Origin of the sequence: Rhodococcus sp. APC 3903 (assembly GCF_030407755.1) — a bacterium.
Lineage (GTDB): Bacteria > Actinomycetota > Actinomycetes > Mycobacteriales > Mycobacteriaceae > Rhodococcus_F > Rhodococcus_F erythropolis.
The window spans coordinates 306,223-325,878 of the sequence record NZ_JASDCV010000001.1; the positions used below are offsets into that span (position 1 = coordinate 306,223).

Here is a 19,656-nt window from a genome sequence, read left to right on the forward strand (position 1 = left end):
TACGTCGGGTTTCGCCGATCAGACCGGCAAGTCGGTACCGTCCGGACGCAAACCGGCCATGAACACCGCGACCAACCGCGGGACCAGGTTCGGCATGGCCTCGTCGGACAATTCGATTTGCGGGCGCGTCAGTTTGGCCAGAGCCATGACGAATTCGAGCGGTTGCAGATCGGCGCGAACCAGTCCGGCGCTCTGAGCGGCGCCGATCGTCGCGGTCATCTTCGATTTCGTCACCTCACGCACCGCCAGAACTTCGGGCGCCAGCTCGGTGAAACTGCGTTCCACCAGTGCAGGAATGAGCGCACCCAGGCGCAGTTCCACGAGGCGGTCCACCAGCGTGTGCCACGCGTTTGTGGGATCGGTGGACATTGCCGTGAGTGCGATGTCGGCAGCCTCGCGAACATCGGTCAGTGTTGCGACGGCGACGGCGGTCACGAGGTCCTCGCGCGTCGGAAAGTTCCGATACAGCGTGGCGATGCCCACTTTCGCGAGTTCTGCGACTGCGTCGAGGGGCGCGTCGTGCCCGCGCTCGGTGAACACCGCTCGTGCGGCGTCGACTATTGCGTTTCTGCGTTCACGTGCATCGGCTCGCACATTCACCTCCGGTATTGACAGTTCATCATAACCGGAGGAATATCTTCCACAAATAGTGGAGGAAAAACTTCCACTTAGGGAAGGTAGTTATGAACGCCGAAGTTGAAGCACGGGACCGCAAGAAGTTGGTGGCTGTGGTGTTGGGCTTGTCCGCCGTGATCGGGCTGATGCTGCTTGCCTTCGTACTGCCCTCGGTCAACAGTGGCCCGCACGAACTGAAGTTGGGCATCACCGGTCCAGCTCCGGCAACCGAACAGATCAGCACCTCGCTCGAGGCGAGTAAGCAAGGCGCCTTCGATACTCGAGAATTCGCTGACGCCGACGCCCTGCGTGACGCGATTCGGAATCGAGACGTGGTCGGCGGAATCGCCGTTGATGCCAACGGTCCTCACGTGTTGATCGCGACTGCAGGCGGAACCCCGATCGCCCAGACCCTGACCGGGGTGGCCAACGGCCTCTCGGAGGCCGCGGGGGCAAAGGTGCCCGTCGAAGACGTTGTGCCGCTGACTGCGGACGACCCGACCGGTGCTGGGCTCACGGCATTGGCCTTGCCCTTGGTGTTCGGCGGAATCATGCCTGCTGTTGTTCTCGTGCAACTGTTTCCGCGGAGCATTGTCAAGCGAGTGTTGGGCGCTGCCGGCGTCGCGGTTGTCGCGGGTTTTGCACTGACTGCCATTCTGCAGTTCGGCACCAACAGTCTTGACGGAAACTACCTGCTCACCGCGCTCGCACTCACCATGGGCATGTCGGCCATCTCGCTGCCCATTCTGGGACTCGAATCCCTGCTCGGGATGAAGGGATTCGCGTTGGGTGCCGTCACGATGATGTTCATCGGAAACCCACTCTCGGGGATGGCGACAACTGCCGCGTGGTTGCCCGCAGGCTGGGGTGCATTGGGGCAGCTGCTCCCACCTGGCGCCGCAGGAGCATCCGTCCGTTCGATGGCGTTCTTCGACGGCCATGGCGCCGCCACGCCACTTCTGGTGCTGGTGTGCTGGATTGCCGTCGGGATCGCGCTGTGCGTCGCCGCCGGCCGGAAGAAGGCGTCGACCCCTGTGGTCGAACCCGAGGCTGCGCTGGTTTAGCCGGCGGGGCTTGTGTACGGGGTCAGGTCGGGTATCGGCCAGACCCCGTCAACGCGTTCCACGACCAGTTCGACGACCACGGTGTCCTCGTCCATCGGTAGGGGTCGGAGGATTCGGGGCTTTCCCGCCTCCCATTCGACGTCGATGCCCGCGGAGGTCAGAGCGTCCTGGTCGATGACGGCGACGATCAGTGGCAACGTGAGGTCGCCGAACACCAGATCGAGCACCGAAGCGAGCGCGTTCGGGGTGGTTGCGCGAATGAATCCCGCCTCGTCGTAACTGATTCCGCGCGTCGAGACCTCGTACTCACCGAAACGCTTGCATGCTTCCCAGTCGTCGGCGATGGCGACGTGGACGAGTCGTTGTCCGGTCATGCAGTGCTCCTGTAATGTTCGAAATAATGAAACGTCAACGTAGCATTAATTGAGTGGCACGGTAGTAGGGGACTTGATGGAGCAACCGCGCAGACGTGGGAGAACCAGCGACGCGGAGCGAGCTGATCGACGCAACGAGATCCTCGACGTCGCGGTCGACTCGTTTCGAGAAGTCGGGTTCGCTCGTACGACCATCGACGCCATTGCCACGGCGGCCGGCGTCGCCAAGCGCACCGTGTACAGCTATTTCGGCGACAAATCCGCGGTCTTCGCTGCTGCTGTTTCGCGTCAGCACGCGTATGTCGAGAACGCCGGTGGTGACCAGTCGGACCTGCTCGCCGCTGCAGTGGACATCGTCATCGCCCTGCACAGCGACAACTCGATTGCGCTGCACCGCATGATGATCGGCGAGGCCGTGCAGTTCCCGGAGCTGGCCGCCGCGTTCTACGAATCCGGCCCGGCCAAGTCGATTGCCTTTCTGGAGAAGATATTGATCGATCAGCACGGCCAGAAGGCTGCGCTGTGCGCGGATCAGTTGTACACGTTGCTGCTCGGGGAGGAGCACCGGCAGCGACTGCTCGGGCTCGCTTCCGAACCGACAGCAGAACGAGCTGCGCAACTTGCAGCTCGTGCGGTGGGATGCGTTCTGGGATCTGATCGGTAGGCTCGACTGGGTGAGTAACTCTGTGGTCTGGTTTCGACGTGATCTGAGGGTAGGTGACCTTCCCACCCTGAGTGCAGCGTCGGATGCCGGCGGGCGGACGTTGGGTTTGTTCGTTCTCGACGAGAACCTGCTCGGACCGGCAGGCTCACCCCGTCAGGATCAACTGTTCGCCAACTTGACGGCGCTCGATCATCAACTCGACGGAAAACTGATGGTTGTTCGAGGTGATCCGGCGGACGTGGTGCCCCGTGTAGCGGAATCCGTTGGCGCCGAAGAAGTTCACATCAGTGCCGACTACGGACCCTACGGCCGACGGCGCGACGCGGCCGTGGCGGAGCAGGTGGAGGTGATCGCCACCGGATCTCCGTATGCCGTGGCGCCCGGACGCGTCACCAAGGCGGACGGTGATCCGTACAAGGTGTTCACGCCGTACTTCCGTCAGTGGATGGAACACGGTTGGCGGGGCCCCGCGTCGACCGATGCGCAGACGGTCCGTTGGTTCGATCCGAGCGACAAGGAGGGTGGCCCGCGCCGGGTGAGTATCCCCGCGCCATCCGCCGCCGTCAGCGATTTCGTCGGTGAGGTCGGCGCCCTCGAACAGTGGAAAGAATACTGTGAGAACGATCTTGACCGGTACGACGACGAACGAAATCGGCCTGACCTCGACACCACGAGCCGGATGTCGATTCCGCTCAAGTACGGCACGATCCATCCGCGAACGATGTTGGCAGATCTCTCCAAGCGACTGGGCGACGGCGCTCAGGCTTACCGTCGCCAGTTGGCGTGGCGAGACTTCTACGCAGACATCCTGTTTCAACGCCCCGACAGCGCGCGGAAAAACTACGACGACAAGTTCGACCGTTTACGTCACGATGGCGGAGTAGACGCAGACGCCGCCTTCACGGCCTGGTGTGAGGGCAAGACCGGCTTCCCGATCGTGGATGCCGGCATGCGGCAACTCGCGGCCGAGAACTGGATGCATAATCGGGTGCGAATGATCGTCGCGTCTTTTCTGGTGAAGGACCTACACATTCCGTGGTGGCGTGGCGCACGGTTCTTCATGTCGCATCTGGTGGACGGTGACTTGGCCTCCAATCAGCACGGGTGGCAGTGGACTGCAGGGTCGGGCACAGATGCTTCGCCCTTCTTCCGCGTCTTCAACCCCATCACGCAGGGGGAGAAGTTCGATCCCGACGGCACATACGTCCGTCGGTGGGTTCCCGAACTCTGCGATGTTCCCGGGAAGGCCGTCCACTCGTTGAAGGCGATGCGCCCGGTCGACTACCCGGACCCGATCGTCGATCACGCGCATGAGCGTGAGGAAGCCCTGCGCCGGTACGGCGAGATCAAGGGCTGAGTGCTCAGTGATCTGCGGGCGCTACGCGGAGGCGGTTTCCGTCCAGATCTGAAATGACGAATGTCAGACCGAAGACATCTTCGATTGGCTCTTCGACGACCTCAATTCCCTTGGCCACCCACTCGTCGTAGATCGCCCGAATTTCATTGCTCCCGCCGTCGACCAATATGCCGACTTCGAAATTGCGCGGAGTCGCGGGATCGAGGTCGCGGGACTTGCCGCTCCACAGTGCAAGGACCACGCCGCCGCCGAGGTCGAAGGTCATGTACCGAGGGCTGAGGACCTCAGGCTTCGCGTCGAACAATTCGCCGTAGAACGCTGCTGCGGAGGCGGCATCGCTGACGTAGATCAGAAACTGGTTGGGTAGTCGCACTGTGGTTTTCCCTCTCCCGTTGATGTTCGGGCCACCGGCAGCGGGGCGTGTGCCTGGTCGTGCGGGGCTGTGTTCAACAATCCCCGCGCGCCGGACGAATGTCCAAGAACAAGTGCGTCTGAGAGGCAGATGGATTACTTATGACGACTGCTGCAGTCACACCGCACTGAGGTGGTACCCGACGCTCAGGTTCGGGTAGTAGCCGTCGATGTAGCTCGAGATGAAGTAGTGATCAGGGTCGGTGGTGCGAGTTCCGTCGGTGTCGAACTGCGGATAGTCGTTGGCCATGAAGACGGCTTGTCCGCCGCCGGGAGTGGAATAGACGACGTCGACCGTCAGGCCGCGCGGGTCCTGGTTGTATGCCGTGACGATCTCGGTCTCGTGGGGCGCGAGCGACTGGCGTGGGCTCTGCATCCACTGTCCGTAGGGGTTGTCGGCGCCTTCGAGATGAATTGTCTGTTCGGTGTCGTTGCTGATCGTCATCGTGATGGTATTGCCGGTCGCGGGAAGGGTTCCGGCACTGGCGATTCCGCTCAATCCCAAAGTGAGGGCGCCGGCGGCCAGAGCTGTGATTGCGGCAACTACGTAGCGTGGGTTCGTCATCGTCGGTGTCCTTTGTCCGGGTGAGCGTTCGGTTGGCTCTCTCGAAGACAACTATGTCGGAGCGGATCGATGTCGTATGTCCACTTCCGGGACCCTGTGCAGGAGGAACGGTGTGTCCACCGATCGGGGGACACCTACTCCGACACGGAGACAGCTTCGACCTTTCGCTCGCCGGTGACCAGCAGTCCGATCAGTGCGGCGGCCGCGAGAACCATGACGAGTGCGCCGTAGCCACGCGTCGTATCCACCAACCCCACCTTGCCGACCAGGTAGCCGGCCAGCAATGCCGGAAGGCTGTTGGCCAGATATGCGATGACGTAGACGGTGGACAACAACCCCGCGCGTTCGTGGTTCTCGGCCAGCGGCATGACAGCGAGGATGGTTCCCTGGAATCCTGCTCCGAAGCCGATCCCGGCAACAGCCGTACCAACCAGAATCAATACTGCAGAGGATGTTTCAGCACCGATGAGTGTGACGGCCACCCCGAGCACCAAGGCGGTTGTTCCGATCAGCATCACGGTTCGGCCGCCGAGTTTGCGGAAGGTGAGCACCGCTGCGGCTCCGAATCCCGTCAGTGTTGCGACCATGATGGCACCGATGAGCGAGCTGTGAACGTCAAGTGCGTTGCGCGCCAGCGCCGGTCCGAGTGAGAGGTAGAAACCGCCCAGCGCCCAGACCGCGATCAGGCACGGTGCGGTGAGCGCAATCATGGTTCGGGCCTCGCGAGGAACAGCAAGGGTGGGGCGTAGCGACTGCCAGGCTCCGGGGCGTCCGCCCGAAGTCTCGGGAGCGGCCCAAACCCCGAGGATCTCGAGGACGACGAGTACGAGAAGGACCAGGTAGACAGTGCTGGTTGGCCTGGGCAGGTGCTCGCTGATGAGACTCGAACCCACGGCTCCGACGGCAAGCCCCACCGTCGGAGCAACGCTGTTGATGATCGATCCGCGTCCCGGAGTGCGTTCGAGGTCGATCAACGCCGAACCCAAAGCGCTGATTGCAGCGCCGGTGGCAACACCCTGCACGACCCGGGCGATCAACAGAATGGTCAAACCATCGGCCGAGGCGAACAGGGCGAGCGAGACCGCCTCCAAGGCGAGCGCTCCGAGCAGGACCGGGCGCCTGCCGATGTGATCGGACAGGGATCCGGCGGTCAAGAGCGTGGCGAGCAATGCGAGAGCGTAGATGCCGAACACGAGCGTCGACGCGAGCGAGGAGAATCCCCACAACTGTTGATAGTGCTCGTACAACGGTGTCGGGGTCGCGGAGGCGCCCAGGAACGTAGCGATGATGACGGCGATGAGTGTGAAAGCGGCGCCTCGCCCCAAGCGTGGGCGTGCAGTGCTCTCGGTCGGTGGTGAAATGGTCGTTGTCATTGTCGTAGCGCTTCCCGTGCGGGTGGTGAAGACTTCAAACGCAAATACTTTGCGTTTGGGACGCTACGCCTGGCCGTAGCCTAATGCAACATCTTTGCGTTAGTATTGATTTATGAGTCCGTCCGCAGGTCCGCGCCCCGGTGGCCGCAGTGCGCGCATCCAACAGGCAGTGCATGCGTCGGCGCGTAAGTTGTTGGAACAGCGTGATCGGGCAGAGATCACGGTGCCGATGATCGCAACCGATGCGGGTGTGACCCCGTCGACCATCTATCGGCGGTGGGGCGACATCAACGAAGTCTTTGCCGATGTCTCGATCGAGAGATTGCGACCGGACGCCGACCCGCGTGAAACGGGTTCGCTCCGAGGGGATCTGACGATCTGGGCGCAGGACTATCTGGAGGAGATGTCTGCACCCGTCGGTCGCGCATCGCTGCGAGATGTGCTGATGAGCGACGACCAGACGCACGCACCGGACGGCACGAAGAAGTTTAAGTGCGCCTTTTTCTGTCGGACACAGATCGACGTGATACTAGCTCGTTGGCCGGAAGCTGCTGACGTGGATGGTGATTCGGTAGTGGACCACGTGGTTGCACCGATCATCTACCGAATTCTGTTCGACCTCGAACCGGTCGCGCCGCAGCGAGTTGCGGAATTAGTGGATCAGACACTTGCGCTCGCGGCGCGGGTCGGTGCCGAAGGCTGATCGCTACGTAGTCGGGCGTGGACATGCATGTCGTGCCAGCCGTCGGCGTGCCTGGCGGAGCCTCGTCGAACACCTTCTTCGCTGAAGCCTGCTTTGGTGGCGACTCGGCACGATCGTGGGTTGTGGATCGAGTGTGCGAGTTCCAATCGATGAAACCCTACTTCGCGGAATGCCCACTCGGACAGTGCGGTTACGGCCTACGTGTTCCGGCTCTGCCACTCTTCGTTCAGGCGGCGCGCAGATTCCAGAGTTGCGATCGCCTCTTCGGTGTCAACTCGCGCGAGGACCAGTGCACTTACTGTGCAGGAGAGAAGGATTCGAGTGCGGTCTGAGAGCGTGGCGTCTGTCTCGGTCGGAAATGTGGCTTGTAGCCCGCTGCGAATTGCAACGGCAAGTTCTTGCCGATAGGCGCGGATCACGGCTGCCACCGCATCGTCGTGCGCGCCGAGTCCGGCAGCCGTATTGAGAAGTAGGCAACCGCGCCGAGGCGAGTCGGCGGTCATGGTGCCGATCGCGTGCTCAAGCGAGTAAAGGTAGTCGTCGACGGCGTCTGTCCCGGGATTTGTCGTGAGGCCGCGCAGACGTGGCCGGATGACATGTTCGAGGTACATCTGCACGGCGGCGTCGAACAATCCGCGCTTGTTGGTGAACGAGTTGTAGAGACTTGACCGACTCAGCCCCGTCGCGGATTCGAGGTCGCCGAGCGAGGCGCCTTCGTATCCGCGTGCCCAGAAAACGTCCAACGCGGCAGCGACCACGGCTGTTGTGTCGAATTCTTGTGATCTGCCCATCAAAGCCTCGCTCTTTCTGTATCGTTCGGTCCAGTATATATTGGACCGAACGATACAGAATTCACTCGAAGCAACAGGAGCTCACCGATGAACGTCGCCGGCTACATCTTCGCGGGACTAGCCGCAGCAGTGCACGTATACATTTTTGTCCTCGAATCGATTCTCTGGACGGCCCCGAAGACCCGCGCCGCGTTCGGCGTGAAGTCCGAGGAAGAGGCGATCACCACGCAGCCGCTCGCCTTCAACCAGGGCTTTTACAACCTTTTCCTGGCGATCGTGTCGGCGGTCGGCATCGTGATTGCGGCGACCGGTTCCGCGTCGGTCGGAATTGCCCTCGTCCTGGCAGGCACAGGATCGATGGTTGCCGCGGGGTTGGTGCTGATTCTCTCGTCTCCCGACAAAGCCCGCGCAGCCGTCGTGCAGATGCTTTTCCCAGTTATTGCCGTTGTTCTGCTGGTAATCCACCTGCTCTGAGTGCTCTATCCGCCGCCGAGCACCAGTGATTCGATCAACGCAAAAGCCCCGTTGAGTGCTCCACAATCGAAGGCTTCGGCCAGGGCGTATCCGATGACAAGTTCGTCGGTGCTCGGCGTGCTCGACCAGACTGCGTCGGTCTGTCTGGGATCGGATTCCTCGTTCTTGGAGAAGTGCCCGATCCGCAATCCGTCGCGGGTGAATGCACTGTTCGCGTCGTCGACTGGGGCGAAGTTCAAACTCACGCCGTCGACGAGTGCCGAGACAGAGTACGAGCGACGGGACAGAAACCCTTTGCCGACAGTGAGTTCGACTTCGTCGCCACCGACAGTGAAGAACAAGTCGGCGGCGGCGCGCGTTCCGATGGGTGTGCCTTCGCGGCGCGGGGCATCGACTCGACGCGTCAACAGAGCGTGTGAGTTGCCGTTTCGGACGTCGACGACCCCCGTGTCGACATCGAACGAGATCTCGACTTTTCCGTGAATCGGGTCCATTACGGTGTATTTGACCGTCACTGTGCCTACCCCCTGTAAGTGTGAACTCGGGTCCATAATACGTGGTGGGAGCGTTGTCCAGTATGCCCGAATCCAAAAAAATAGTGCCGAATGACGCGCGTTTGCGGCCAAATGCTTCTACGCTGGGTCTTGGGTTTGTTGCGCATCCCACAACGGTTTTTCCCACGCCAGACGAGGAGCGCCTATGAGGTTGTCGACTACTTGTTCTGTTGCTACGAAGGCTTGATCAAGCCGGAATTGCCTCTGCCGGATGGTGCTCGAGACCCATCCGGCAGAGGCAATTCTGCATCAGTTCGGGCCTTCAGCCGCCGGCGAATTTTTCCGAGGTGCCGAGATCGATCGGCAACGCAATGCCGGTGATCCCGCGCCCGGCCGGCCCCACCAGATAGAACACCGCATCCGCAATCACTTCGGGGTCGACCCACGGGTGGGGAAGGAGATTCAGCTTCGACATGATCGGAGCGGTATCGGCGAGGACAGGATTCTCCAAGTCTGGACGGAACGCACGAACCATCGGTTCGTTGTCGATCATCGTCGTTCGCACATTGCCCGGGTGTACAGAGTTGACCCGAATGTCCGCCCAGCCGAGTTCGTTGGCCAGAGACTTCGCCAGCCCCCGAACGGCGTGCTTCGACGCGGAATAGTGTGCGATACCCGGCACGCCTCGAAGCCCGGCCATCGAGCTGATCAACACGACGGATCCACCTCGATTGCCGTTCATGATGTGCGGAATCGATACCTTGGTCGTCAACCAAACGCCGGTGACGTTGATGTCCATCAGCTCGCGGAACTCTTCGGCGCTCAGGTCCCAGGACAATTTCGCCGACGCCGCGATTCCCGCGTTGGCGATCACGATGTCCAGTCGGCCGAGTTTCTCGACTCCGGCGTCGACCGCTGATTTCAGGGCATCGAGGTCGCGAGTGTCCGCGACGGATGCGACGATGCGCCGGCCCTGAGCTTCGACCAGGGCGACGGTCTGGTCGAGGTCGGCTTCGGTGGCCATGTCGTACCCCGCCGTTGCGACCGGCGCGCACAGATCCACCGCGATGATGTCCGCGCCCTCGGACGCGAGCTTGACGGCATGTGCGCGCCCTTGACCGCGCGCCGCTCCGGTGATGAATGCGACCTGACCGTCCAAATTGCCCATCGAACTTCCCCTGCCCGTCTGAATCGTTGAAAACTGGAACGTGTTCATACTGCTACGTTCGGTGCGAGCCAGGCAGGGGAATTCTCTGAATCCTTATCCGCGAAGGAGTTTGGACAACTCGTCCAGTACGCTCGCGTCCTCGATGGTCGACGGGACCGTGTACTCCTCGTTGTCGGCAATCTGCCGCATGGTCTTGCGGAGGATCTTGCCGGAACGAGTCTTCGGTAGTGCAGCGACGACGGTGACGTCCCGGAACGTGGCGACGGCACCGATCTGGTCTCGCACCCGGGCGACCAGTTCCTGTCGGAGTGTTTCGGGATCGATGTCGACGCCGGACTTGAGCACGACGTAGCCGCTGGGGCGTTGCCCCTTGAGTTCGTCGTGAATGCCGATGACCGCGCATTCGGCGACAGCCGGGTGGCCGGCGACGACGGCCTCCATGCTTCCGGTCGAAAGGCGATGTCCGGCAACGTTGATCACGTCGTCACTTCGTCCGAGCACGAAGACGTAGTTGTCCTCGTCGATGTATCCGGAGTCGCCGGTGAGGTAATAGCCGTCGAAAGTCGACAGGTAGGACTTCACGTACCGGTCCTCGTCACGCCACAGTCCGGCGAGTGTTCCGGGAGGAAGCGGCAGGCCGATCACGATGTTGCCCTCGGTGCCCGGACCCACGAGTTCGCCCTTGCCGTCGACGATTTCGACGCGGTATCCGGGGCAGGCGACGGTGGGTGAGCCTGCTTTGATCTCCATCGGTTCGAGGCCGCGCAGGTTCGCGCAGATGGCCCAACCGGTTTCGGTCTGCCACCAGTGATCGACCACCGGGCGATCGAGAATCCGAGTAGCCCACTCGTAGGTGTCGGGATCCAAGCGCTCGCCGGCCGCGAACAGTGTGTCGAGCGACGAGATGTCGTACTTGGCAAGCTCTTTTGCATCCGGGTCGGCCTTGCGGACCGCGCGGATCGCTGTCGGAGCGGTGAAGAGTGCCGACACTTTGTATTCGGAAATGATGCGCCAGAATGCACCTGCATCGGGGGTCCCGACGGGCTTGCCTTCGTACATGACCGTCGTAGCTCCGGCGAGCAATGGCCCGTAGACGATGTAGGAGTGGCCGACCACCCAGCCGACGTCTGAGGCGGTCCACCAGACCTGGCCGGGGCTGATGTCGTAGAGATTCTTCATCGTCCACGTCAGGGCAACGGCATGGCCACCGTTGTCCCGGACGACGCCCTTGGGCTTACCGGTCGTTCCCGAGGTGTAGAGGATGTAGAGCGGATCCGTCGCGGCGACCGACACCGGGTCGGCAGGAGTTGCATCGGCGATCAGCTCGTCCCAGTCGAACCAGGCTGCGGCACTTGACTTGTAGTCGGCAGCTGCGCCGGGAATCTGCTCGCGATTCTTCACGATCACGGTGTGCGCGGGCGTGGCGGACAGTTGCAGAGCCTTCTCGACCATCGGCAGGTACTCGATTGTTCGTCCGGGTTCGAGGCCGCCGGACGCCGTCACGAGCACCACTGGACCAGCGTCGTCGATACGGGTTGCGAGTTCCTTGGCCGCAAAGCCGCCGAACACCACCGAATGCACCGCGCCGATACGTGCACACGCGAGCATCGCGATCGCGGCCTCGGGGATCATCGGCATGTAGATGATCACGCGGTCGCCCGCCACCACACCCTGATCTTTCAAGACGCCGGCGAAGAGTGAGACCTGCTCGAGCAATTCGGCGTAGGTGTAGGTCGTCTTGGCTGGGACCATCGCGGAGTCGAAGATCAACGCGGTCTGATCGCCGCGGCCGTCGCGGACGTGCCGATCGAGGGCATTGAAGCTGGTGTTGAGCGAAGCATCCGGGAACCAGCGATAGATCGGCGCGGCAGAATCGTCGAGAGCCTTCGTGGGGGCGACATCCCAGTCGACGGCACGCGCAGCGTCGAGCCAGAACTTCTCCGGCTGATCCATGCTCTCGCGATATGCGTCGGCATACGTGGTGTGGGACGCCTGCTCGGAAGAGCTCATCGACGTGTGTCCTCTCGTGAACTTCGCTTACCGGTGACCTGAAACACCTTAGGTCACCGTCAGTGTGGTGCGCCTCAGTAGCGGTGCGGGTACCGTCCCTTTGCGCCGGGCGGGCCTGTCCCGTCGGCCAGTGGCGCGTAGGGGTGGGATAAGCCAGGGACGGAAAGGGGGATCGATGTGACAGGTGCAGCGCAACGCGCAGGCTTCTGGGGAGTCCTCGCTCTGCGTGACTTCCGACTGCTGTGGACCGGCGACGCAGTCAGCGGTATCGGAAACGGTGTCACGACCGTCGTACTGCCGCTGGTCGCGCTTCGCGAACTGGACGCGAGTAGCTTCCAGATCGGTGTGCTGGCATCGGCAGTGTGGTTGCCGTGGTTGATCGTCGGACTACCTGCCGGTGCCTGGATCGACCGGCTGCCACGGCGTCCGATCATGATGATCGCGAACGCTGCGTGCGCGCTGCTCTTCGCGAGCCTCGCGATCGCCGGCTTCCTGGAGGCGATGACATACGGCCACCTGCTCCTGGTCGCGCTGCTCACCGGTACAGCCACGGTCTTCTTCCAGGCGGCCTATCACTCGTATCTCCCCACGGTGCTCGCCGAAGCGGATCTTGTCGAAGGGAACTCGAAGATTCAGGGCGCCGAGGCCGCAACTCGGGTGATCGGCCCAAGCGTCGGTGGGCTGGTGGTTGCAACTGTCGGGCTCGCGGCCGGTCTGGTTGTCGACGCGTTCACGTTCGCCTTCTGCTTCGTATGCATCTGGCTGATTCGTGTGCAGGAGACCGTCCATCGCGGACAGAATCAGCGAGAACCGTTGCGACGGCAGATTGCGCTCGGACTGCGATTCGTTGCCGGTGATCCGTATCTGCGGTCAATCGTCGTCTACGGCACTCTGCTCAATTTCGGTCTCACCGGGTACACCACGATTCAGATCGTGTTCTTGGAAAAGACGGTTGGTGTGGGGGAGTTCGGACTCGGGCTTCTCTTGGCGATTGCCGGGGTGGGCGGAATTGTCGGATCGATGATCGCGCGCCCGCTCGGCCGCAGATTCGGCACTGCCCGAAGCGTTCTCATCTGTCAGTTGGTAACGGGACCGTTCATCCTGTTGGCGCCTCTGACGACGTACGGTGCCGGCCTGTTCTGGTTCTGCATCGGCGGCATGGTGATGGTTGCGGGTGTCGTGTCGTGCAACGTGGTGCTCGGCAGTTTCCGTCAAAGTTACTGTCCGCCGGACCGCCTCGGACGAGTAGTGGCAACGAGTATGTTCCTGCTGCACAGCAGCATTCCGCTCGGTGCGCTGACGGCAGGCTACCTCGGCGACGCGGTGGGACCGCGCGGGACGATGTGGATCATGGCCTGCCTGATAGCGCCGTGTGGATTGGTCCTGCTCTTCAGCCCGCTCCGCGGGATCCGCGATCTACCGAGTCGGCCGGCGATCTCGCTGCGGTAGAGCCGCGGCGGCCTCTTCGCTTCGAATCGCGATGCGAAGAGTCGCGAGCATGAACAGTGACACTGCGAAACCGAAAAGCGCGCCGAACTGGTCCTGCGTGAACAGATAAACCTGCGTCACCAGAAGGCTCACGATGAGGGATGCACGCAGGAGTCTCAGGGCTCGCAGGTACGGACCGCGGAAGAGGAACCACACTCCCAGAACCACAAGAACTCCGGTTGCGACGGTGGAGATCTGGACCACCAGATCGGAGACGTCGTCGGCTTCGACGACGTTCTCGGAAACCAACGCGTAGATCACCTGGACAATCGCCAGAAGAGCCTGCAGTACGAACAGGGTCAGTACCAGTCGGCGGACGACACGGTGCCGGAGCAGTTCCTCAGCACGGTGGAAGAACGCGTTGCGGCCACGAGTGATCTTCGATTCGATACCGCCGGTCGGCGGAGTCTGTGAATGCAGGCCGGCTTTGATCGAATCGACGAGGTCGGTGAGGCTGCGGTCTTCGACGCCGTCGAGTACGCGGAGGGCGTGGTTGTACTGGATCTCGTCGAGCTGACCGAGAGCGAGGTCCGAGAGCGCTCGCGCCCCGATGGCGAGCCGATGACGATCATTCATTCCGCGCCGAATCACCACCTCGCGCGCGGCAAGATAGAAGAGAACGAAGACGACGTACATGATCGCGATGGCAGGCTGGTAGAAGTAATCAACGTCGGCGGTGACGAATTTTCCGACCTCGTCGATGAAGAGACCGAATCCGATTCCGCCGACGAGCGTGGCCAGGTCACGCGTGCGAGAGCCTTCGGTGATGGCGGTCGCGACGATGGCGACGGCCATCAGCAATCCGCCCCAGAGAACGTGTGCGATGTGGAGGGCGCCGCCCCCGATCTGGGGATAGCCCGTTGCCGCCAGATAAGCGCGGGTGATCAACACGGTGGCGATGCCCGCGAACAGGAACAATTCGAAACGAGCGAGTGCCGCGCGGTCGTAACTGTGCGGCAGCGTCAGCGCATTCCGGTCCTTCGTCGTCATTGCGGAACTCCCAGGTTTCGATAGCGCGCGATACGGGAGGACTGGCGATCGGTGTCCGACTCTTCGGCAAGCATGAAGAGTTCGTGCGCTATCGCAGCCCCTACCCTCTTGGAGAATTCCACGGGTTCGTCGGCCGCGTCAGGCGTTTCGGGAATGATCGCGTCGATTACGCCGTCTCGAAGCAGATCCAACGAACGAATGCCCTGCGCTGCCGCCATCTCCGGTGCGTGACTGATGTCGCGATGGACGATCGCGCTTGCGCCTTCCGGCGGCAGGGGAGCGAGCCACCCGTTCTGTGCCGCGAGTACCCGATCGGCGGGCAGCAGCGCGAGCGCCCCGCCGCCTGTTCCCTGACCGAGCAACACCGACACTGTCGGGGTCTTCAGCGTCACGAGGTCGGCGATGCAACGGGCGATCTCAGGGGCCAGTCCACGTTCTTCAGCTTCTTTGGACAGCGACGCGCCCAAAGTGTCGATCACGAGGACCAGCGGGAGTTGTAGTTCTTCGGCAAGTTTCATGCCCCGTCGCGCTTCCCTGAGCGCGGCCGGTCCCATCGTGGTGAGCGCGGATTGGCCACTGCGGTCCTGGCCGAGCAGGATGCACGGAAAGCCTCGGAAGCGGGCGAGCGAGAGCAAGATCGTCTTGTCGGTTTCACCCTGCCCGGTGCCGCTGAGCGGTACCTGTTCAGTTGCGGCATGGCGCAGCAACTGCCGGATGCCGGGTCGATCGGCCCGGCGCGAGAGCATCACCGACTGCCAGGCGGGAACATCGGGAATCTCGGGTGAGGGAATCGGGTCCGTGGCCGCCGGGGCCGGGGGATCGGTGAGCACGCACAACGCTCGATTGACCAGCAGACGGAGGCGGTCGACGGGTACGACGCCGTCGATAACGCCGTTGCGATACAAGTTTTCGGACGTCTGGATACCGTCGGGAAACTTTTCGCCGTACAGCGATTCGTAGACACGGGGTCCGAGGAATCCCACCAGAGCACCGGGTTCCGCGACGGTGATGTGGCCGAGGGATCCCCACGAGGCAAAGACCCCGCCGGTGGTGGGATTGCGCAGGTATACCAGGTAGGGCAGGTGTGCCGCTTTGTGAACAGCCACTGCCGCAGCGATCTTCACCATCTGAACGAAGGCGACGGTGCCCTCCTGCATCCGCGTTCCGCCAGAGGTGGGCGAGGCGAGCAGCGGGAGTTGTTCTGCCGTAGCACGTTCGACGGCGGTCACGATCCGCTCGGCCGCGGCGACTCCGATGGAACCGGCGAGAAAGCTGAATTCACAGGCAATTACCGCGACTCGACGGCCCCGAACCGTACCGACACCGGTGACGACGGACTCGTCAACTCCGCTCTTCTCGCGGGCCTTCGCCAGGTCTTCTGCGTATTTCGGGCCAGGTCCGACGTCGACGGGCGGGGAGTCCCAAGAGACGAAGCTCTCGGAATCGAGTACCGCAGTGAGTAGTTCTTCGGCCGAGATTCGCACAACGTCCTCCAAGTAAGCAGCACCCCGTCCAGGATGAACCTACCTGGACGGGGTGCCGTCGGGATCGCGTGGCGCCAGTTGTGCGCCGGAGAATCAGCGTCCGAACGCCTCTTTCCATGAAACGACCTTGCCGATACGAAGGATGGAGCGCTGGTAGATCTTTGCCGCGATCATCGACAGCGCAGCAGTCACGACCAGCATCAGCAGAATGGTTCCCACGATCTGGAACGGAGAAGCAACACCGGCGGAAATGCGCAGGGGCATGAGGATTGCCGAGAACGGCGGAATCCAACTCAACACGTTGCTCAGGGTTCCTTCTGGATTGCTCACCGAAACGAAAGCCACGCTGACCATCGCCATGACGAGCAGCGCGAGAGGCATCGCGGTGGCGTTGACGTCCTCCTGCCGCGAGACCATGGACCCGGCGGCGGCGTACAGCACGGCGAAGAAGAGGAAGCCGAGAATGAACCACCCGAGAGTGCCGAACAGAACGCCGATCGCGGTGCCCGTCACGGTCAGGACGCCCGTCGCCAGTCCGGTGGCGACGCCCGCGACGGCATAGGCAGCCATCTGCATCAGGCCGACAGCACCGATTCCGAGAACCTTGCCCCACAACAACTGCAGCGGACGAAGAGTGGAGAGCAGCAGCTCGACCACGCGACTGGACTTCTCCTCGACGACGCCCATCGCCACGTACGTTCCGAACAGCAGGATCTGCATGTACAGGAGCACCACAGCAGCGATCGACATCGCTATGCGTTGGCCCTGTTCGGGATCCGGGGGATCGATGGCATCGATGGTGACCACTGCGGTGGACGTGGCTTCGGCGAGCTGAGCCGGGTCGATCCCCGCAGCGGAAAGCGCATTCGATTGTGCTTGTTGTGCAACGGAACTCTCGATGACGGCGCGCAGATTCGTGGGCACTTCCTTCTTGGTCACGACAGTGACGCCGCCGCCCGATCCAGCGATCACGGCCACGTCGAGGTCGCCGTCCTTGACCTGGTTACGCGCGGTTCCGTCGTCGGAAACCTCCGTCACCGTCACCGGATTTCCGAGGGTGTCGCCGATGGACACCATCGTGGCACTGAGTGATTGGTTGCCGACCAAGCCGATCTTCGACTTGTCCTCGTCGCCGCCGGAGAAGAGTGAGAAGGCGATGATGCCGCCGACGATCGCGACCAGGATGATGACGTTGCTGATCACAAAACTCTTCTTCGAGATCTGCGTCATGAATTCGCGTCGGGCGACCAACCCGATGGCTCGACCTCCGCTCAACTGGTTGCTCATGCGGCTACTACCTCTCGGAACAGATCGGTCAGTGACGGACGTCGTAGCGTGAACTCGTGCACCGGTCCGGTTTTCAACGCTGCATGCAGGATCTGCTGATCGTCGGCGGTTCCGTCGACGCTCAGGAGCGTTCGACCGTCGAGGTGGCTCAGTGTGGTGACACCGATCAGGTGGTGTGCCCAGCCGACCGGCGCGTCAGGGGCGAAGACTTCGATTCGGCCGTCGCCCTTGCCTCGTAGTTCGTCGACGGTTCCGATCTCTCGCATGCTGCCGCGGCTGATGATGCCCACGCGATCGCACAAGCGCTCCACCAGATCCAGCTGATGGCTGGAGAAGATTACGGGAACACCGGTGCGAGCCTTCTCGACCAACACGTCACTCATGACATCGACCGCTACGGGGTCAAGGCCCGAAAACGGTTCGTCCAGAACGAGTACCGCTGGATCGTGAACCAGCGCGGCCGCGAGCTGCACACGTTGCTGATTACCGAGGGACAGGGAGTCGACGGTGTCCTTGACGCGTTCGGCGATACCCAGACGTTCGGTCCAGCGCTCTGTCGCCGCATGCGCATCGGCTTTCGAGAGTCCATGTAGCTCGGCCAGATAGGAAAGTTGCGCGCCCACCTTCATCTTGGGGTAGAGGCCGCGTTCCTCCGGCATGTATCCGATAGTGCGACGCACGTCGAGGTCGACGGGTTTGCCGCCGAGGCGAACTTCCCCCGAATCTGCTCCGAGCACACCCAGCGCAATGCGCATCGTGGTCGTCTTGCCGGCGCCGTTGCTGCCGACGAATCCGAAGATCTCGCCTGGTCGCACTTCGAAACTGAGGTTGTCGAGTGCAACGACGTCGCCGTAGCGTTTCGAGATGCCGTCGATCGTGAGGGTGGCTGACATGGGTCCTTCCCATCGGTCGAGTGGTGCGCTTCGGAAATACGGGTCAGAGGTCGAACTCTTCGGAATCAATCGGATCCGGGTCTGGATTGGTCCACGAGAGAATCATCGCGGGCGTGCACGCGCCGATCAGCATTGCAGTCAGTGCCAATAAACCTCCCGAGTAAGGCAGTCTCTCTACATTCCACTGCACCGACGAGGTGAAAATGAGGAAAATGGCGACAATGAAGACCAACGATTGAGTCACGCTCAACCCGACGGAACGGGCGTCGTTGCGTTGCTGGATCTCCCATTCGTCCAGAGCATGCCGCGGCGCATCGCCTTGCCTGCCCGACACGATTTGAAGTGAAGACCACGTCGGTAGGAACAACAGGGTGAGGACCGGCCATGCCACCGCGAACAGTGGGTTGAACAGGCACGCTATGCCGACGGCAACCATCGTGGCGAACAGGACTCCGAGGGCGATGACGAGCATCCGCCGACGTCGACGGGTTCGCCAATTCGGGAGCCAATGTCGGAACGTCTCCTCGTTCTGCAGGAACCGCCGAGTGCGGTGGGCCTGGTAGCGGTCGATCAGATTTGATTCAGGCACTGGGCTTTTCACTCCCCTCGGTAGTGCGGTCAGATCGGTAGACCTCTGTCGACGGTGCATTCCGGTAGACCTCCGTCGACAGCGGCCCGAACTCCGTCCGGGAGAACACCGCTTCGACCGGAAGGTCGAACACCCAGCAGATCCTGAACGCGAGATCCAGGCTGGGGTAGTGATCGCCGCGTTCGAGCGCCCCCACCGTCTGCGGGTTGACGTCGACGAGTTGTGCAAGCTGGGCCCGACTCATCTTCCGCTCGGCGCGAAGCACTCCGATGCGATTGAAGATGGGGAGCGCGTCTCCCCGTCGGACTGGGCTCATGCATCAAAGTGTTGTAAAAACCCAACAGTTTGTCAACATGAACCGCGAAGATGCCGTTTCTGGGTGGTGTCGGCGGATAGGGTTCGGGCAACAGAAGGGGTGTCGCATGGTGGTCGAAAAGTTGGTGCTCGAGAAGTCCTGTCTCGTCGTGCAGGTGCGCGAGGACGGTAGTTACAGCGTGGGACCGCAAGGGCGTGAAGTGGTCTGGCGCGATGCGATGGAAAAAGGTGCCGTCATCGGTATCGGTCAGCACACTCCAGGGGACGTTGAGGGTGAATCGTGGTGGGTCGTGTACGGCCAGTCGGACGCCGGGGCAGACGTCACCGTTCGACTCGAGGATGGATCGCACGTGCCGGTGGGCCGTATCGGTGAGATTTTCGCCAGTGAATGGGTGAGTACCCCGCAGCAGGCCTTGCTGTATCGGTCCGATCGCCCGGTGGAGTCGCAGCCCACCAATCTCTCTGTTCTGTTCGCCAGGCCGAAGTTCATGCCCAAAGCGGCGTTTCCGGAGAATGATCGCTTGTAGTTGCATCGAGCTGCCATCGG

At 62.1% G+C, this 19,656-nt stretch carries 23 protein-coding genes; 7 read left to right on the forward strand and 16 right to left on the reverse strand.

Features of this window, described 5'->3' with window-relative positions; all coding sequences use genetic code 11:
• Positions 1-18: 18 nt before the first annotated feature.
• Positions 19-594 (reverse strand): TetR/AcrR family transcriptional regulator, encoded by a 576-nt coding sequence (locus QMA15_RS01490; RefSeq protein WP_020970464.1) that lies wholly within the window; start codon positions 592-594, stop codon positions 19-21.
• A gap of 89 nt (positions 595-683) precedes the next feature.
• Here QMA15_RS01490 and QMA15_RS01495 point away from each other — a divergent pair, with 89 nt between their 5' ends.
• Positions 684-1,679, forward strand: coding sequence for a hypothetical protein (locus tag QMA15_RS01495; protein WP_020970463.1), 996 nt, complete (start codon positions 684-686; stop codon positions 1,677-1,679).
• Here the strand turns inward: QMA15_RS01495 and QMA15_RS01500 are convergent.
• Complete coding sequence (locus tag QMA15_RS01500; RefSeq protein ID WP_279163614.1) at positions 1,676-2,053, reverse strand: DUF952 domain-containing protein; 378 nt, start codon at positions 2,051-2,053, stop codon at positions 1,676-1,678. The two genes, QMA15_RS01495 and QMA15_RS01500, sit on opposite strands and share 4 nt — an antisense overlap.
• Before the next feature lie 76 nt (positions 2,054-2,129).
• Between QMA15_RS01500 and QMA15_RS01505 the strand changes: the two genes are divergently transcribed.
• Positions 2,130-2,717 carry a TetR/AcrR family transcriptional regulator gene (locus QMA15_RS01505; RefSeq protein ID WP_019744884.1) on the forward strand — a complete coding sequence of 196 codons (588 nt, stop codon included), beginning with the start codon at positions 2,130-2,132 and terminating at the stop codon, positions 2,715-2,717.
• Between the two features lie 10 nt (positions 2,718-2,727).
• Positions 2,728-4,074: a deoxyribodipyrimidine photo-lyase gene (locus tag QMA15_RS01510; protein ID WP_279163615.1), complete on the forward strand. Its 1,347-nt coding sequence runs from the start codon at positions 2,728-2,730 to the stop codon at positions 4,072-4,074.
• Between the two features lie 4 nt (positions 4,075-4,078).
• On the opposite strand, the gene QMA15_RS01515 is transcribed toward QMA15_RS01510, so the two are convergent.
• The 3 genes from QMA15_RS01515 to QMA15_RS01525 all read right to left on the reverse strand — a co-directional run bounded on the left by QMA15_RS01515 (position 4,079) and on the right by QMA15_RS01525 (position 6,423).
• A complete protein-coding gene (locus QMA15_RS01515) occupies positions 4,079-4,447 on the reverse strand; it encodes a VOC family protein (protein WP_290283582.1) in 369 nt (122 codons plus the stop codon).
• 156 nt (positions 4,448-4,603) lie between these two features.
• Positions 4,604-5,050, reverse strand: a complete 447-nt coding sequence (locus QMA15_RS01520; protein WP_279163617.1) for a hypothetical protein — start codon at positions 5,048-5,050, stop codon at positions 4,604-4,606.
• 134 nt (positions 5,051-5,184) lie between these two features.
• Complete coding sequence (locus QMA15_RS01525; protein ID WP_279163618.1) at positions 5,185-6,423, reverse strand: MFS transporter; 1,239 nt, start codon at positions 6,421-6,423, stop codon at positions 5,185-5,187.
• Between the two features lie 112 nt (positions 6,424-6,535).
• Here QMA15_RS01525 and QMA15_RS01530 point away from each other — a divergent pair, with 112 nt between their 5' ends.
• Complete coding sequence (locus QMA15_RS01530; protein WP_020970457.1) at positions 6,536-7,126, forward strand: TetR/AcrR family transcriptional regulator; 591 nt, start codon at positions 6,536-6,538, stop codon at positions 7,124-7,126.
• Here the strand turns inward: QMA15_RS01530 and QMA15_RS01535 are convergent.
• Together QMA15_RS01535 and QMA15_RS01540 are read right to left on the reverse strand one after the other, a co-directional pair.
• On the reverse strand, positions 7,084-7,311 hold the full coding sequence (locus QMA15_RS01535) for a GNAT family protein (protein ID WP_290283637.1): 228 nt from the start codon (positions 7,309-7,311) through the stop codon (positions 7,084-7,086). The two genes, QMA15_RS01530 and QMA15_RS01535, sit on opposite strands and share 43 nt — an antisense overlap.
• Before the next feature lie 12 nt (positions 7,312-7,323).
• Positions 7,324-7,917 (reverse strand): TetR/AcrR family transcriptional regulator, encoded by a 594-nt coding sequence (locus QMA15_RS01540; protein ID WP_070795829.1) that lies wholly within the window; start codon positions 7,915-7,917, stop codon positions 7,324-7,326.
• A gap of 87 nt (positions 7,918-8,004) precedes the next feature.
• Here QMA15_RS01540 and QMA15_RS01545 point away from each other — a divergent pair, with 87 nt between their 5' ends.
• Positions 8,005-8,391 carry a DUF1304 domain-containing protein gene (locus QMA15_RS01545; protein ID WP_279163619.1) on the forward strand — a complete coding sequence of 129 codons (387 nt, stop codon included), beginning with the start codon at positions 8,005-8,007 and terminating at the stop codon, positions 8,389-8,391.
• A gap of 5 nt (positions 8,392-8,396) precedes the next feature.
• Here the strand turns inward: QMA15_RS01545 and QMA15_RS01550 are convergent, their stop codons facing one another.
• From QMA15_RS01550 to QMA15_RS01560, 3 genes are all read right to left on the reverse strand, one after another.
• Positions 8,397-8,906, reverse strand: coding sequence for a hypothetical protein (locus QMA15_RS01550; RefSeq protein ID WP_279163620.1), 510 nt, complete (start codon positions 8,904-8,906; stop codon positions 8,397-8,399).
• Between the two features lie 301 nt (positions 8,907-9,207).
• Positions 9,208-10,053, reverse strand: a complete 846-nt coding sequence (locus QMA15_RS01555; RefSeq protein ID WP_031333755.1) for a mycofactocin-coupled SDR family oxidoreductase — start codon at positions 10,051-10,053, stop codon at positions 9,208-9,210.
• Between the two features lie 93 nt (positions 10,054-10,146).
• Positions 10,147-12,063: a propionyl-CoA synthetase gene (locus QMA15_RS01560; RefSeq protein WP_029255995.1), complete on the reverse strand. Its 1,917-nt coding sequence runs from the start codon at positions 12,061-12,063 to the stop codon at positions 10,147-10,149.
• A 177-nt stretch (positions 12,064-12,240) separates the two neighbouring features.
• Here QMA15_RS01560 and QMA15_RS01565 point away from each other — a divergent pair, with 177 nt between their 5' ends.
• On the forward strand, positions 12,241-13,512 hold the full coding sequence (locus QMA15_RS01565) for an MFS transporter (RefSeq protein WP_021332237.1): 1,272 nt from the start codon (positions 12,241-12,243) through the stop codon (positions 13,510-13,512).
• Here the strand turns inward: QMA15_RS01565 and QMA15_RS01570 are convergent.
• From QMA15_RS01570 to QMA15_RS01595, 6 genes are all read right to left on the reverse strand, one after another.
• Positions 13,480-14,541 carry a hypothetical protein gene (locus QMA15_RS01570; RefSeq protein WP_264613203.1) on the reverse strand — a complete coding sequence of 354 codons (1,062 nt, stop codon included), beginning with the start codon at positions 14,539-14,541 and terminating at the stop codon, positions 13,480-13,482. The genes QMA15_RS01565 and QMA15_RS01570 overlap by 33 nt on opposite strands.
• On the reverse strand, positions 14,538-16,025 hold the full coding sequence (locus QMA15_RS01575) for a carboxyl transferase domain-containing protein (protein ID WP_060938176.1): 1,488 nt from the start codon (positions 16,023-16,025) through the stop codon (positions 14,538-14,540). The genes QMA15_RS01570 and QMA15_RS01575 overlap by 4 nt, the downstream gene beginning before the upstream one ends.
• 93 nt (positions 16,026-16,118) lie before the next feature.
• On the reverse strand, positions 16,119-17,312 hold the full coding sequence (locus tag QMA15_RS01580) for an ABC transporter permease (RefSeq protein WP_019744870.1): 1,194 nt from the start codon (positions 17,310-17,312) through the stop codon (positions 16,119-16,121).
• Positions 17,309-18,205 carry an ATP-binding cassette domain-containing protein gene (locus QMA15_RS01585; RefSeq protein WP_019744869.1) on the reverse strand — a complete coding sequence of 299 codons (897 nt, stop codon included), beginning with the start codon at positions 18,203-18,205 and terminating at the stop codon, positions 17,309-17,311. The genes QMA15_RS01580 and QMA15_RS01585 overlap by 4 nt, the downstream gene beginning before the upstream one ends.
• Positions 18,206-18,248: 43 nt before the next feature.
• Complete coding sequence (locus QMA15_RS01590; RefSeq protein ID WP_047889572.1) at positions 18,249-18,794, reverse strand: hypothetical protein; 546 nt, start codon at positions 18,792-18,794, stop codon at positions 18,249-18,251.
• Positions 18,787-19,110 carry a helix-turn-helix transcriptional regulator gene (locus tag QMA15_RS01595; RefSeq protein WP_003940147.1) on the reverse strand — a complete coding sequence of 108 codons (324 nt, stop codon included), beginning with the start codon at positions 19,108-19,110 and terminating at the stop codon, positions 18,787-18,789. The genes QMA15_RS01590 and QMA15_RS01595 overlap by 8 nt, the downstream gene beginning before the upstream one ends.
• A 106-nt stretch (positions 19,111-19,216) precedes the next feature.
• Here QMA15_RS01595 and QMA15_RS01600 point away from each other — a divergent pair, with 106 nt between their 5' ends.
• Positions 19,217-19,636, forward strand: coding sequence for a hypothetical protein (locus QMA15_RS01600; RefSeq protein WP_029255992.1), 420 nt, complete (start codon positions 19,217-19,219; stop codon positions 19,634-19,636).
• Positions 19,637-19,656: the final 20 nt, after the last annotated feature.

Excerpts from the sequence above, each read along its gene's own strand:
- QMA15_RS01495 (WP_020970463.1), top strand. The coding sequence starts at position 684 with ATGAACGCCGAAGTTGAAGCACGGGACCGCAAGAAGTTGGTGGCTGTG.
- QMA15_RS01500 (WP_279163614.1), bottom strand. The coding sequence starts at position 2,053 with ATGACCGGACAACGACTCGTCCACGTCGCCATCGCCGACGACTGGGAA.
- QMA15_RS01505 (WP_019744884.1), top strand. The coding sequence starts at position 2,130 with ATGGAGCAACCGCGCAGACGTGGGAGAACCAGCGACGCGGAGCGAGCT.
- QMA15_RS01520 (WP_279163617.1), bottom strand. The coding sequence starts at position 5,050 with ATGACGAACCCACGCTACGTAGTTGCCGCAATCACAGCTCTGGCCGCC.
- QMA15_RS01525 (WP_279163618.1), bottom strand. The coding sequence starts at position 6,423 with ATGACAACGACCATTTCACCACCGACCGAGAGCACTGCACGCCCACGC.
- QMA15_RS01530 (WP_020970457.1), top strand. The coding sequence starts at position 6,536 with ATGAGTCCGTCCGCAGGTCCGCGCCCCGGTGGCCGCAGTGCGCGCATC.
- QMA15_RS01540 (WP_070795829.1), bottom strand. The coding sequence starts at position 7,917 with ATGGGCAGATCACAAGAATTCGACACAACAGCCGTGGTCGCTGCCGCG.
- QMA15_RS01545 (WP_279163619.1), top strand. The coding sequence starts at position 8,005 with ATGAACGTCGCCGGCTACATCTTCGCGGGACTAGCCGCAGCAGTGCAC.
- QMA15_RS01555 (WP_031333755.1), bottom strand. The coding sequence starts at position 10,053 with ATGGGCAATTTGGACGGTCAGGTCGCATTCATCACCGGAGCGGCGCGC.
- QMA15_RS01560 (WP_029255995.1), bottom strand. The coding sequence starts at position 12,063 with ATGAGCTCTTCCGAGCAGGCGTCCCACACCACGTATGCCGACGCATAT.
- QMA15_RS01570 (WP_264613203.1), bottom strand. The coding sequence starts at position 14,541 with ATGACGACGAAGGACCGGAATGCGCTGACGCTGCCGCACAGTTACGAC.
- QMA15_RS01580 (WP_019744870.1), bottom strand. The coding sequence starts at position 17,312 with ATGAGCAACCAGTTGAGCGGAGGTCGAGCCATCGGGTTGGTCGCCCGA.
- QMA15_RS01585 (WP_019744869.1), bottom strand. The coding sequence starts at position 18,205 with ATGTCAGCCACCCTCACGATCGACGGCATCTCGAAACGCTACGGCGAC.
- QMA15_RS01595 (WP_003940147.1), bottom strand. The coding sequence starts at position 19,110 with ATGAGCCCAGTCCGACGGGGAGACGCGCTCCCCATCTTCAATCGCATC.
- QMA15_RS01600 (WP_029255992.1), top strand. The coding sequence starts at position 19,217 with ATGGTGGTCGAAAAGTTGGTGCTCGAGAAGTCCTGTCTCGTCGTGCAG.